General features: G+C 70.2%; 9 protein-coding genes. 4 read left to right on the top strand and 5 right to left on the bottom strand.

Going from position 1 to position 13,837, the window contains the following annotated elements:
* Nucleotides 1-207 precede the first annotated feature (207 nt).
* Both SZN_RS30000 and SZN_RS29995 read right to left on the bottom strand, forming a co-directional pair.
* Entirely contained in the window at nt 208-2,145 is a 1,938-nt protein-coding gene (locus SZN_RS30000) for an amylo-alpha-1,6-glucosidase (RefSeq protein ID WP_007502367.1), read from the bottom strand.
* The gene (locus SZN_RS29995; RefSeq protein ID WP_007502365.1) at nt 2,142-3,680 is read right to left on the bottom strand and encodes an MGH1-like glycoside hydrolase domain-containing protein; all 1,539 of its coding nucleotides are present in this window, start codon (nt 3,678-3,680) and stop codon (nt 2,142-2,144) included. The genes SZN_RS30000 and SZN_RS29995 overlap by 4 nt, the downstream gene beginning before the upstream one ends.
* 122 nt (nt 3,681-3,802) lie before the next feature.
* Here SZN_RS29995 and SZN_RS29990 point away from each other — a divergent pair, with 122 nt between their 5' ends.
* Nucleotides 3,803-4,999, top strand: a complete 1,197-nt coding sequence (locus SZN_RS29990; RefSeq protein ID WP_043733932.1) for an ROK family protein — start codon at nt 3,803-3,805, stop codon at nt 4,997-4,999.
* Between the two features lie 323 nt (nt 5,000-5,322).
* Nucleotides 5,323-6,063: a hypothetical protein gene (locus SZN_RS29985; RefSeq protein ID WP_007502361.1), complete on the top strand. Its 741-nt coding sequence runs from the start codon at nt 5,323-5,325 to the stop codon at nt 6,061-6,063.
* A 193-nt stretch (nt 6,064-6,256) separates the two neighbouring features.
* Here SZN_RS29985 and SZN_RS29980 read toward each other — a convergent pair whose 3' ends face one another.
* Nucleotides 6,257-6,730 carry a hypothetical protein gene (locus SZN_RS29980; RefSeq protein ID WP_244313443.1) on the bottom strand — a complete coding sequence of 158 codons (474 nt, stop codon included), beginning with the start codon at nt 6,728-6,730 and terminating at the stop codon, nt 6,257-6,259.
* A gap of 711 nt (nt 6,731-7,441) precedes the next feature.
* Here SZN_RS29980 and ppdK point away from each other — a divergent pair.
* On the top strand, nt 7,442-10,162 hold the full coding sequence (ppdK, locus tag SZN_RS29970; protein ID WP_007502358.1) for a pyruvate, phosphate dikinase: 2,721 nt from the start codon (nt 7,442-7,444) through the stop codon (nt 10,160-10,162).
* 529 nt (nt 10,163-10,691) lie between these two features.
* Here ppdK and SZN_RS29965 read toward each other — a convergent pair.
* Together SZN_RS29965 and SZN_RS29960 are read right to left on the bottom strand one after the other, a co-directional pair.
* Entirely contained in the window at nt 10,692-11,939 is a 1,248-nt protein-coding gene (locus SZN_RS29965; protein ID WP_007502357.1) for an NsdA family TPR-like regulatory protein, read from the bottom strand.
* Nucleotides 11,940-12,099: 160 nt separating this feature from the next.
* A complete protein-coding gene (locus SZN_RS29960; RefSeq protein WP_244313442.1) occupies nt 12,100-12,435 on the bottom strand; it encodes a winged helix-turn-helix domain-containing protein in 336 nt (111 codons plus the stop codon).
* Between the two features lie 1,177 nt (nt 12,436-13,612).
* Here SZN_RS29960 and SZN_RS29955 point away from each other — a divergent pair.
* Entirely contained in the window at nt 13,613-13,792 is a 180-nt protein-coding gene (locus SZN_RS29955; RefSeq protein WP_007502354.1) for a hypothetical protein, read from the top strand.
* Nucleotides 13,793-13,837: the final 45 nt, after the last annotated feature.

The raw sequence follows: 13,837 nt of genomic DNA, 5'->3' as shown, positions 1-13,837 counted from the left end.
GCGGCTGGTCGCGGCGTGTGGAGACAGACACCCGGAGGTCCTTCCGTACGTAACCCGGTGAGGCGGCGGACCCGGGGTCCGCCGCCGTTCCGTACGGCCCGCCGGCGAGGTGCGTTCAGGTCCGCGGGCCGGGCCGCGGCAAACACCCGGCAAACGTTCGGCCAACCGCCGGGCCCGGCCCTCCCGCGCCCCGCGTCACCGGGTGGTTCAGGCGCCGCCGATCGCCGTGAGCAGGGCCAGCGGGGCCGCCGCCGAGCGGGACTCGCGTGCGCAGGCGTGCGGGTAGGGGACCGGCTCGGGGTGGGTGTCGCGGCCGTATCCGGCGAGCACCTCCGGGAGCCGGTGGCCGGTCGCCGTCGCCGCGTCGACCAGGGCGTGCGCGACCGTACGGGCCTCGTCGTGCAGCCCGTAACGGGCCAGGCCCAGCGCCGTCAGCGCGTTGTCGTGCGGCCAGACCGAACCCCGGTGGTACGACAGCGGGTGGTACGCCGGCTGCCCGGACGCCAGCGTGCGCACGCCCCAGCCGGAGAAGAAGTCCGGCTCCAGCAGGCGCCGGCCCACCGACTCGCCGTACTGCTTGTCCAGCAGCCCCGACCACAGCAGATGCCCGGCGTCCGAGGCCAGCGCGTCCAGCTGGTTGCCCTCGCCGTCCAGCGCGAGAGCCGGGAAGTCGTGGCGCGGCATCCAGAAGTCCCGCTGGAAGCGGTCCCGCAGATCGGCCGCGGCCTGCTCCAGGAGCGCCGCGTACGTCGCGTCCCCCCACACCGTGCGGGCCAGCCAGGCCGTGCGCCGCAGCGCGTCGTAGGCGTAGCCCTGCGCGCCCGCCGCCATCACCGGGCCGCCGGGCCGGGTGCCGTCCGCCGAGCAGATGGCGCCGGGGGAGTCCTTCCAGTTCTGGTTGGCGAGCCCGCCCTGGTCGGCCCGGTAGACCAGGTATCCCCGCGAGGTCAGCCCGCCGTGGTCCAGCATCCAGCCGACCGCCGCCCGCGCGTGCGGTTCCAGACGGCGGGCCGCGGCCGCGTCGGCGGTCCGCTCCACGTACGCGCCCAGCAGCACCAGGAACAGCGGCGTCGCGTCCACCGAGCCGTAGTAGCGGCCGTAGGGGACCTGCCCGAAGTGGGCCAGCTCGCCGTGCCGCACCTCGTGCACGATCTTCCCGGGCTGGGCGACCGCGTCGGCGTCGGTCCGGGTGGCCTGCGTGGCGGCCAGCGCGGCCAGTACGTCGGCGGCCGGCCGGGGCCGGTAGGGCAGGGTGAACAGCGAGGTCAGCAGCGCGTCCCGGCCCAGGAGCGTGAGGAACCAGGGCGCCCCGGCGGCCGGTACGCGCAGTTCCTCGCCGTCCGGGCCGGCCGCCGGGACCTGGAGCGCGGCCAGATCGGCGAGGCCGCGCGCACAGGCCGCGGCCAGCTCGGGCCAGCCCGTCGGGAGGGGCACGCCCGCCACGAACTCGCCCTCCTCGGCGAGGAGCCGGCCGCTCAGCGCGGCCGGGGAGCGCGGGACCCGCAGGGCCCGTCGCTCGCCGTGCGGACGGGCCATCACGCGCAGGGTCAGCTCCGCCGTGCCGTGCGGCGGCAGCTCCAGCGTCCACACCAGCCGCCGGGCGCCCGTGCCCGTCTCCTCGACGGCGTCCGGCGCCGGGTCGGCCGCCACGGTCGTCACCGACCGCCAGGCGCCGCGCCGGTAGGCGAACTCCACGCCGTGGTCCAGCACTTGACGGGAGCGCACGGCACCGGTCTTGACGTACGTACGGTGGTCCGAGCGCAGCTCGAACTGGTCGCTGAAGTCGGCGTCGGCGGTGATCGCGAGCCGAACCGACGACGGCACCGGCCGGTTGCTGGTCACCCGCAGGCACTCCACGAACGAGCTGTCCCCGACGGCCTGTTCACGAAAGAGCGTGTACGCGCAAGGCTCGTCGCGGCCGCCGCGCGGGACCAGCACGCAGCGCGCGGCGTCCCCGTCGGCGACCGGGCTCAGCACCTCGGGCACCGCCCCGTCCACGGTCAGCTGCCAGCGGCTCAGATGCCGCGCGTCGCGCACGAACAGCCCCTCGGGCGAGCCCGCCGCCCGCATCCCGCTGATGTCCCCGCCGTCGCCCACCGCGGCGAACGTGCCCCCGTACACGAGCAGATGATGCCGGTCCGTCATCCCCCGTCCCCTCTCTGCAATCCCATGTCACCCTCGGCTTGCTCGGCTTGCTCGGCTTGCTCGGTGTGCTCGGTGTGCTCGGTGCGCTCGCTGTGCTCGGTTTCCTCGTCCCCGCGGTCCGTCCTCGCTTCCCGGGCTTGCCCGGCCGCATCGGCTTCGGCGGGCGCCCCGCGCGCGTGCAGCAGGTCGAGCGCGAGGGCGGCCGTCCAGCCGAAGCCGGTGGCCCCGCACGCCTCGCCGGTGTACGGATCGACGTACTCGGCGTGGTCGGACGCGGCGGCGAGGTCCAGCAACGCGGTGCGCAGGGCGTCGGCCCGGCCCCTCTCGCCGTGCGTGCGCAGACCGCGCTCCAGCAGCCAGGACGTGTTGAACCAGGCGGGGCCGCGCCAGTAGCGGTGCCGGTCGAACGCCTCGCCGAGCAGGTCGTAGGAAGGGACGAGACGGGTGGCGGCGCCGAGGCCGAAGTGCGGTCCGCCGGCCGTGCGGACCAGGGCCGCGGCGATCTCGCGCGGGAGCGTCGGCAGCAGGAGCGGGACCAGCCCGCAGACCGCCCGCTCCGGGATCAGCCCTCCGCCGCGCACGTCCCGGCAGAGGAAGATCTCCCGCGCCGGGTCCCACATCCGCTCCACCAGCGCCGCCGTCAGCCGCTCCGCGCGCGCGTGCCGGGCGGTGCCCGTCGCCCCCAACTCCCTTGCGATCCGGGCCAGTGCGTGCTCCGAGGCGATCAGCAGCGCGTTGAACGCGGGGTCCTCGACCGCGAACGCGCCCGCCCCGTCGGCGTATCCGCCGTCGCGGTAGTCGGCCGCGAGGCGCACGTACCGCCCGTAGTCCAGGTCCGTGGGCCGGTCCCCGGCGCAGCCGTGGTCCAGGTCGGCGCGGCGGAAGGAGCGGGCCGGGGCGGGGGTCACCCGGGCCAGCGGGGCGTCCCAGCAGGGGCTGTTGTCCATGCCCTGCTCCCAGGGGTGCACGACGGATGCGAGCCCGCCGCCGCCCAGGTCCCGCCGGTGCAGCAGATAGCGGTGCCAGGCGGCCAGCCGCGGATACACCCGGGCGAGGAAGCCGCGCGCCCGCGACAGCCCGGGGTCCGCCTCGTGCACCAGCCACGCGGCCAGGGCGTGCACGGGTGGCTGGACGATGCCGGAGGTCTGTACGGTGCGCGGGGCCCCGGCGGCGCGGCCCGCGGTGGAGGAGCGCCAGAAGTCGGGGCTCGGGAAGTAGGCGTCGAGCGGGACGGAGGGGTTGAACACGATGTGCGGGACGCGTCCGTCACCCCACTGGGCCGCCAGCAGCGTCTCCAGCTCGGTCTGCGCCCGTGACGGCGACAGGTGCCGCAGGCCGATCGCGATGAACGCCGAGTCCCAGGACCACTGGTGGGGGTACAGCGCCCGCGAGGGCACCGTGGACGAGCCCGTCCAGTTGGCCTCCAGCACCCGGGCGGCGCGGTGCTGCGGGGAGCCCGGCGGGGGATCGTATGCGATGTCATGTGCCGTGGTGGGCGCGGTGGTTCGGGCGGTGAGCTGGGCGGTGCGATCCACTCGGGACTCCCCGGGAAGGCGTCCGGCCCGACCGGTTCGGTCGTGGCCGCCGTAGGGTTACGTCTAGTTAACACGCAAAACTCAATATGTAAGGCAAACTTGAGAAACACAAGGGGGTGTGCATGAGCGCACGGGGTCAGGTGAGCGCGGGAGATCTGCTCCAACTGGTGCGCAGCGGGCGGGCCGTCACACGCGGGGCGCTCCAGCAGGCCACCGGCCTCTCCCGTGCCACCGTCGGCCACCGGCTCGACCGGCTCTTCCGCGCGGGCTGGCTGCGCGAGGGCGCGGGCGGCCCGGTCGGTTCGCCGCTCGGCGGCAGGCCCGCGGTCACCCTGGAGTTCGACGACGCCCACGCCGTCGTCCTCGCCGCCGATCTGGACACCCGGCACGCCCGCGCGGCCGTCGTGTCCCTGAGCGGCGGGATCCTCGCCGAGCACAGCGGCACGCTGCTCGTCGAGGACGGCCCGGACGCGGTGCTCGGCGACCTCGGCCACTGGTTCGCCGCACTGCTGGAGAAGGCGGGCCGCGCGCCGCGGCAGGTGTGCGGCATCGGGCTCGCCGTCCCCGGCCCCGTCGACAGCGCCACCGGCCGGGTGGTGCAGCCGCCGATCATGCCGGGCTGGGACGGCTACGACATACGGGAGCGGCTGGCCGGGGCGTTCGCGCGGGCCGCCGGCGCCGCCCCGGTCCCGGTGCTCGTCGACAACGACGCCAACCTGATGGCGTACGGCGAGCAGCGCACGGGCTTCGCCGACTGCTCGGCGTTCGTCCTGGTCAAGGTCTCCACCGGGATCGGCGCCGGGGTCGTGGTCGACGGCTCGGTGTACCGGGGCGTCGACGGCGGCGCGGGCGACATCGGGCACATCCGGGTGGGCACGGACGCCCGGTGCCGGTGCGGGGCGCAGGGCTGCCTGGCGGCCGTCGCGAGCGGGGGCGCCGTGGCCCGGCGGCTGGCGGCCACCGGGGTGCCCGCGGCCTCCGGCTCGGACGTACGGGATCTGCTGGCGGCCGGGCACCCGGGCGCGGCGGCGCTGGCCCGGGAGGCGGGGCGGCAGGTCGGGGACGTGCTGGCGACCGTGGTGACGCTGCTCAACCCCGGGGTGCTGATGATCGCCGGGGACCTGGCGGGCACCGCCTTCCTGACCGGGGTGCGGGAGCTGCTGTACCAGCGGGCGCTGCCGCGGTCCACGGCTCACTTGAGCATCGTGACCTCGCGCCTGGGGGAGCGGGCCGGACTGGTGGGTGCGGCGGCCCTGGTCGTGGAGCACCTGTACGCCCCGGAGAGCGTGGAGGAACGGCTGGTCGCGCTGGGTGTGTGACGGCGCGGCCTCCGGGGCTTTTACCGACCGCAGGGAGCTGGATGGTTGCTCTGACCTGCAGTGATGCATAGTTTACATGTCCGTGATGATGTTAGTGGCTCCTCTCGACACCGACTGCACGTTGCTCCTCTGGTGCCCAGAGCGGTCTGGGTGGGTGAGGTCGCTCGAGGGTGAGACCTTGAGGCTTGTTACGCGGTACTGTCTGCGTGTGCGTTGATCTTCCGGGCGGCGGCCAAGCGCTGCTGCAGACGGTGGGCGGCCCGATGTGTTCATCGGGGCCGTCTAGTTGGCATACCCGTCACCACCACACCGGGAGTTCAGCCATGACTCTTCATAAGGCCATCACCTACGACGCGTTCGTCGAGCTCGCGGTCGCTGACTCGGCTGTTGTCGGCCTTGTCCTGAAGGGTTCTCGGGCCCATGAGGGCATGACCACCGAACACTCTGACCACGATCTATATGTCGTTCTCGACGGTGACAGTACGACGGACCTCACCCGGTTCGCTGGTTACCGCACCCCGGAGCTCGATCTGGTGGTTCTCTCCCTTGATGAGTTCCGCGGCAGTGCTGGCATGCCTGGCTTTGACCGATACGCACTCGGGCGGGCCGAGATCCTACTCGATCGGCTTGACGGAGGTATCGCTCGAATCCTCGCTGACAAGGCGCGGCTCGATGCTGACGAAGCCTTCCAGGAGGCGGACAAGTGGCTCGACGCCTACTCCAACTCCCTCTACCGCTCAGTCAAGAACCATCGCGACGGACATGCGCTTGCATCCAGGCTCGACGCCGCCGACAGCTTCCGGTTCTTGCTTGAGTTGCTTTTCGCGCTCGACCGTCGTCCTCGCCCTTTCAACAAGTATCTGGAGTGGGAGCTTGCCCGGTTTCCGCTGCCGGGCTGGGACACCGTCATGCTGCTCGACTCTGCGGACCGCATCGCAGCAACGGGTGACGTGTCCACCCAGCGTGCCCTCTTCGCGCAGGTGGAGGCAGCGGCCCGACGGGCCGGCCACAACGCGGTACTGGACGCATGGGGAGAGGACTTGGACCTGATGCGACCGCAGTAAAAGCGTGGGGCGGGAGGGAACTCCTGCACTATCTCAGCGAGCCGGAATGTAGGAGGGCAATTCCCTTGGCGGCGCTTCAGGGCAGTCAAACAGTCTCTCCGCTCTATGACTGATCGAAATGATCGGGACATGACCTTGTGGGATATCGTCCCCGGCCGCTGGAGGCGGCCGGGGACGCGGAGGGTCATGGCGGTCAGGTTTGCTCGGTGAGCTGAGCTTCGAGATCGGCGATTCGTCGGTCCTGGAAGCGGTTGTTGGAGCGGGCTGCCTTGAGGCGTTCGTCCAGGGTTCGGTTGTCCTCGGTGAGCTTGCGGACCCGCTGCTTTAGGGACGTGTTTTCGGTGGTGATCCGCAGGATGGATTCCTGGGTCCATTCCGCCTCCAAGTCTCGTACCTGACCGAGGAGTTCACCGATTTGGGTTCGTTGGGCGAGGATCTCGGCGTTCGCGGCCTTGAGCGCGTCCTCGGCGTTCAGGGCTCGCTCGCGCCATGACGCCTCACGGCCGCTGGCCTCGGCGGTGGTGGCTTGGTCGCGGTCGTGGTGAGCGGCGGCCATGGCCGTGGTGACGGCGGTGTGGGCTTCGGGGTTGGAGTAGATGAAGGTTCGTGAGGCTGCCGCTCGTCGGGCAACCGCAGCGACGGAGATCACGGCCGTCTCCTTCTGCAGTTGACGGAGCGCTGCGCGGACACGCTCCAGGGTGTCCAGACTGGCTTTTGCGGCGGGCCGTGTGGGCGGCGGATGTCCTCGGTGCGGGGACGGTCATGCCGCCCTCCCTTCGTCGTCGTTCTTGCAGTCGTCTTGGTCGTCGGTGTTCGTCTGGGCGAGGTCGGAGGCCCTGAAGGCGGTGCTCCAGAGGCGTTGGAAGTAGTCCTGTGGTCGTCTCAGGTCGACGGACATCCCGAAGCCGGTCGGTAAACGGATCCGGAATGCCCAGGTCACAGGCCAGCATGAACATCACGAACAGCCAAAACTACGGTCGGTAAAGTTCCGCGACGCGTCCGCATGGTGACATCCGGTCGGCTGTGAGAGCGTGATTCTCGCCACCCTTGATAAGGGTTGCGCTCAGATGAGCAGATTGCGGGCGACTGCACTTCTCCAAAGGGTGGCACTGGGTGCCACCGTCGGAACGTTCACCGATCGAACTCAGACGCGAGGGCTACCTGCTCACATGAGCGATCAGGGGCGCTTTTGAGGATTCATGTGTTCAAGAAGTGAAAACATCCGGCCGTAACGGCTTGCCAAGCCTTGACTTTCGATCCACTGGCGGACGGGTGGTTACAGGCGCATGACACGAGAGTGGACGTACCCAGGCGCCTTCGATCTGGGTATGTTCCTCGCCGTCAGGGCAGCCACCGCGTCCTCGAGGGAGTCGAGACCGTGTCGGAAAACGAAGAACCCCACGCAGCGAAGCTCGTCTACGACTTCACCGAGGGAAACAAGGAGCTCAAGGACCTCCTCGGTGGCAAGGGCGCCAACCTCGCCGAGATGACCAACCTGGGGCTCCCCGTCCCTCCCGGCTTCACGATCACCACCGAAGCCTGCAAGGTCTACCTCGACAGCGGCGAGGAGCCGGCGGCACTGCGTGACGAGGTGAGTGCGCACCTCGACGCCCTCGAAGCCCGCATGGGCAAGACCCTCGGCCAGGCCGACAGCCCGCTGCTCGTCTCCGTCCGCTCCGGCGCGAAGTTCTCGATGCCCGGGATGATGGACACGGTCCTCAACATCGGACTCTCCGACACGTCCGTGAAGGGCCTCGCCGAGCAGGCCGGCGACGAGCGGTTCGCCTGGGACTCCTACCGGCGCCTCATCCAGATGTTCGGCAAGACCGTCCTCGGCGTCGACGGCGACCTCTTCGAGGAAGCCCTCGACAAGGCCAAGGAGGCCAGGAAGGTCACGGTCGACACCGACCTGGAGGCCGCCGACCTCAAGAAGCTCGTCACCGCCTTCAAGAAGATCGTCAAGAAGGAGGCCGGCCGGGACTTCCCGCAGGACCCGCGCGAGCAGATGGACCTCGCCATCAAGGCGGTCTTCGACTCCTGGAACGGCGACCGGGCCAAGCTCTACCGCCGCCAGGAGCGCATCCCGCACGACCTCGGCACGGCCGTCAACGTCTGCTCCATGGTCTTCGGCAACCTCGGCCCCGACTCCGGCACCGGCGTCGCCTTCACCCGCGACCCCGCCTCCGGACACCAGGGCGTCTACGGCGACTACCTCCAGAACGCCCAGGGCGAGGACGTCGTCGCCGGCATCCGCAACACCGTCCCGCTCGCCGAGCTGGAGTCGATCGACAAGAAGTCGTACGACCAGCTGATGCGGATCATGGAGACGCTGGAGAACCACTACAAGGACCTGTGCGACATCGAGTTCACGATCGAGCGCGGTCAGCTGTGGATGCTCCAGACCCGCGTCGGCAAGCGCACGGCGGGCGCCGCCTTCCGTATCGCGACCCAGCTCGTGGACCAGGGCCTCATCGACGAGGCGGAGGCCCTCCAGCGCGTCAACGGCGCCCAGCTCGCCCAGCTGATGTTCCCCAGGTTCGACGAGGACGCCAAGGTCGCGCAGGTCGGCCGGGGCATCGCGGCGTCGCCGGGCGCTGCCGTCGGCAAGGCCGTCTTCGACTCGTACACCGCCGTGAAGTGGTCGCGTTCGGGCGAGAAGGTCATCCTGGTCCGCCGGGAGACCAACCCCGACGACCTCGACGGCATGATCGCGGCCGAGGGCATCCTCACCTCGCGCGGCGGCAAGACCTCCCACGCGGCCGTGGTCGCCCGCGGCATGGGCAAGACCTGTGTCTGCGGCGCCGAGGAACTGGAGGTCGACACCAAGCGCCGCCGGATGACGGTCCCGGGCGGACATGTGGTGGAGGAGGGCGACGTCATCTCGATCGACGGCTCCTCCGGCAAGGTCTACCTGGGCGAGGTCCCGGTCGTCCCGTCCCCCGTCGTGGAGTACTTCGAGGGCCGGATGCACGCCGGAGCGCAGGACGCCGGCCAACTGGTCGAGGCCGTGCACCGCATCATGGCGTTCGCCGACCGCAAGCGGCGGCTGCGGGTGCGCGCCAACGCCGACAACGCCGAGGACGCGCTGCGCGCCCGCCGCTTCGGCGCCCAGGGCATCGGCCTGTGCCGCACGGAGCACATGTTCCTCGGCGACCGCCGCGAGCTGGTCGAGCGGCTGATCCTCGCCGACACGGAGGCCGAGCGCCGCGAGAGCCTCGAAGCGCTGCTGCCGCTGCAGAAGAAGGACTTCGTGGAGCTGTTCTCCGCGATGGACGGCCTGCCGGTGACGGTCCGTCTGCTGGACCCGCCGCTGCACGAGTTCCTGCCGGACATCACCGAGCTGTCGGTCCGGGTGGCACTGGCCGAGTCCCGCCAGGAGTCGCACGAGAACGACCTGCGCCTGCTCCAGGCCGTGCACCGGCTGCACGAGCAGAACCCGATGCTGGGACTGCGCGGAGTACGCCTCGGCCTGGTCATCCCCGGCCTGTTCACCATGCAGGTCCGCGCCATCGCCGAGGCCGCGGCCGAGCGCAAGGGCGCCAAGGGCGACCCGCGTGCCGAGATCATGATCCCGCTCGTCGGCACCGTCCAGGAGCTGGAGATCGTCCGCGAGGAGGCGGACCAGGTCATCGCCGAGGTCGAGGCGGCGACGGGGACGAAGCTGAAGCTGGCGATCGGCACGATGATCGAGCTGCCGCGCGCCGCGCTGACGGCCGCGCAGATCGCCGAGGCGGCGGAGTTCTTCTCCTTCGGCACCAACGACCTCACCCAGACCGTGTGGGGCTTCAGCCGGGACGACGTGGAGGCGAGCTTCTTCACCGCCTACCTGGAGAAGGGCATCTTCGGCGTCAGCCCGTTCGAGACGATCGACAAGGACGGCGTCGGCTCCCTGGTCGCCGCCGCGGCGAAGGCGGGCCGCGAGACCCGGCCCGACCTCAAGCTCGGCGTCTGCGGCGAGCACGGCGGCGACCCCGAGTCGGTCCACTTCTTCCACGAGGTCGGCCTGGACTACGTCTCCTGCTCCCCCTTCCGCATCCCGGTGGCCCGCCTGGAGGCAGGCCGCGCGGCCAGCAGCGCGGAGGGCAGCGACCACCGCTGACCGCGCCCCGCGCGCGTCACGGCGGTCCCGGCCGCCGCCGGCGCGGGCCCGCGAAGACTCCGGAGCCGTCGCCCGTCCCCGACCCTCAAGACCGATGGGCGGCGGCTCCGGTGCACCGAGGAGGGCGGCACCCTGTGCGGGGGTGCCGCCCTCTTCCGCATGATCTGCGGAGACTGTCAAGCCACATCGCTGAACAGGCCAAATGCCGTTCGCTGGCGTTGGTTGCCGTTGAATCCGCATGAAGCTGTTGTGCCCTCGTTGTGCCCTCCGGGTGCGGCTAGGCCCAGTTACGCGCCGTGGTGCCGCTGAGAGCCGGTCCGAGCCCCTCGGGGGTGTTCCTAACACGCTTTCCAACTGTCCGCGCTGCCGTCCGGGGCCGTTCGCGGTGCTGGTCAGAGGGGGTGCGCGTACGGTGGCGTACTGGACGAAAGCCAGGACGGCGAACGGTACTGAACTGACCAGGTGAGCGCGGAAACCGAGACGGGCGCGGCCTCACTCGGAGGCCGCGCCCGCTTTCTGTTTGTGCCGCTCAGGAGGGGAGGAAGCCCGGCTTCGCCCTGCCCAGGTCTTGCAGGTGGTTCAGGTAGTCCTGTGCCGCTGGTTCGGTGCTGTAGCGCTGCCTCATGACTGCCGCGAGTTCCCGACTGGTCATGATCAGGGAAGGGACGGACTGTCGGTCGCCCTGTAGGGCGCGCTCGCCGTGGATGAGGGCTTGTTCGAGGTCGCCCTCTCGCGCTGCGGTGACCCCCAGGGTTACCCGCGCTTCGGCGTTCCGCATGGGTGATCGCTCTGTGCCGTCGAAGTCCGTGCCCGCACGCAGAACCTCGCTCGCGAGTGTTCGCGCAAGTCGGTCCTCCCCAACCAGCCGGTAGCAGTCCATCGCGTAGAAGTCGAACTTGGCGGGGTCAACGACGAAATGGTTGTCGAGGTTCTCGGGATACGGCATTCCCTCTAGCAGCCGGCGCCCCTTGTCGAGGGCCACCTCAACCTGTCGACGGTCCCCGAGTCGTGCCCATGCCTTGGCTTCCTGGCCGGCGAGCTGAACGGCGACGCCGTGGTGTGCTGCGGTCTCTGCCCCGGCCTGCGCTGCCGCGATGACCCCGCGATAATCGCCGGTCGTGAGGGCGAACCACGCCCGCATCTCGTGTGCCCACCCCGCCACCTCCGGATGGTCGGACTCGGTAGCGAGCGAGAGAGCGGCACGCCGCGTCGACTCGGCCGCGTGGCGGTCCCCTGTGTCGTACTCGACACAGCCGACCAGCAAGGCGAGCCAACCTGACAGCGCAAGCACTTCGCGATGTTGGGCAAGGGTGAGGCTCTTCGTGTGCAGGTCAACAACGCGGCGGAGCCACTGCCGTCCCTCGATGAGGAGCTGAGCACTCGGCATGAACGGGTACTCAGAGCAGAGGCGGTCCGTGGTGATCCGAAGAGCATCGAGGGTCGCGCTGTCGACGTCGGACCGGTTCAGGCGACTCACGATCTCCAGAGTCTCCATGCCGCTCGCCGCCAGGATCTCCTTGTCTCCGTCCCGGCGGGCTGGCGCAGGGAAGAGGGCGTGCGTCACTGTGCCGAACAAGGCCGCGATGATCGGTTGATAGAAGTCGTTTGGTGCCTGGCCGGACTCCCAGCGCTTCCACTGGCGAATCATGCTCTCGTCTGCCGGGAGCTCCGTGGGCGCGTGCGCGCGCAAGGCCCTGACCGCGTCGCGCTGTGACCAGTCGCGCGCTTGCCGTTCGGCAGCAATACGCCGTGCCCATGCGGGCCTGTCGTCAGTCATGCGCCCTCCTCTGAGTGCCTCTACTCCGAGTCTCGCGCGCGGGCAGGGGGGACAAGGAAGGGGACAGGGGGGTGTCACTGGACATGTCCCCACCTCCCCTTCGCCGTCCCCTTGCTGTCACTTACCTCACACACTCCGTTACTCCCATGCTGGTTGCAGATCAAGCGCCACCCGGTGCGGAGCGGCTTTCCAGCGCTTCGAGCCGTTCGGTCAACACCTGGAGTTGGGAGCGGATTTCCTTGATGTCATCACGTACGTCGCCACCCGGGGCAGACCCGTCGCTGACGAAGTTGCCCAGGTTCCCCGCCGACACGATCAACCCCTCGGTCCGCAGTGCGGCTAGCCCGTTCTGGATGGTCTGGCTGGCGTACCCGAAGCGGTCCATCAGCTCTCGCTGAGAGGGGAGTTTCTCCCCTGGCTTCATCTTCTTGATGTCGTCGCGGAGCGCGTCTGCGACCTGCACGGCCTTCGGCTTGGGCCCTCCTGTGACAGTCATGCCTTGAGGGTACCCACCACAGCGAACTAGTGCGCATCACCCCGTAGGGGTTGTGCGCTACAGCAGACTAGTGCAAGCTAGTCAATGAAAGGTTGCCCCGACTCAAGGGGGAAACCGCTTGACCTGCACAGACAGTGCCCGGAGGAAAGCCCGCAGGGGTGAGTACGAAGGCAGCGCCAGTTATTTGAGAACTGAACAGAGTGACGAGTTGATGGGGTGAGACCCCGTCCCCGCGACGGCCCGGGTGATGGCCGCCGGCGGCCACTTCGTGGCAGGTGAACCTGTCCTGTCCTGCGTACCGGCTCTGGAGAACAGTTCCGGGGATCATCCCTTCCTCACGGGAGGGCAACCACGGGGCCTGCCACCTGGTCACGCGCCGCCCTGCTGGCGTCAGAGCAGTGACGATGACGCGCCCGACTTCACCGGCTCGGGATCGGTGCCCCGTGGCAACGGAGCATCGGTGAAAGCCGTGTCCCTGCGAACGCGGGAGGTCGGTCGTGAACCGACGACATACCAAGGTGCCGCCGCTCGGACCGGCCGGCGGTGCCTGAACAGCAAGCCCGGTCCGTTCCTGGCTCGCAGCGCACGACGCTGCGGCCGGCTGCCTCTCCTGCCCGTCCGGTCGGCGCTTTGGTGTGCCGGCTGTACGGACGGGAGCGCGGGGAGCCGGAATCCGCCGACTCCGGATACAGGGGCGGTCCCCCGGGTTGCACCCCGAGGGACCGCATACAGGCGCCTGACTGGAGGCAACCTGTGGTGCTCAGTCTGACAGACGAGGAGCGTGCCGAGCTGGCGCGCAAGAACGCCGAAGCGAACAAGCGCAGCGAGGACAACGCCCGTGCCCGGGGCGGTCGGTGACGGCCGGCACCGAGCACGAGAAGACGAAGGAACCCCTCCCGCAGCGCCCCCGCGGCCCGCATCCGTACCTGTGGTGACCGGCCGCTGATCGATCCGCCCCGATGGGCGTGGCCGTGACCGACCGGCACGGCGGCGCCGTTGCGTCCCCGGTCCGTGAGCACCCCGCAGTGCTGCGGACGACCGGTCACTTTCCACCGGATTCGCGGCGGCTCACGCTGCGCCGGTTGCCTCCCCCGGCCGTCCGGCCCGCCGTGTGCGGGGCCGTACGGCCGGGGTGCGGGGAGCCGTGGGGCTTCACCGTCCGTCGAGAGGACGGTTCATGGACCGTTTGAAGAAGCAGGCCGTCGACAACCGTGCGGCGGCCCGTGTTGTGCGTGAGCGCGGCAACGAGGCGCGGGCCGAGGAGTTGGAGGCCCGTGCCGATGAGCTGGAGTCCGGCCGTGTCACCGACGCCACCGACGTGGTGAGCGGCCTCGTTTCCTGGGCTTTGCGCCGCTGACCGACCTGTCTCGCCCGTGCGCCCCCGAAGCGGCTACTTCGGGGG

It is taken from the genome of Streptomyces zinciresistens K42 (assembly GCF_000225525.1).
Classification (GTDB): domain Bacteria; phylum Actinomycetota; class Actinomycetes; order Streptomycetales; family Streptomycetaceae; genus Streptomyces; species Streptomyces zinciresistens.
This window is presented reverse-complemented; position numbering and strand designations above follow the sequence as displayed.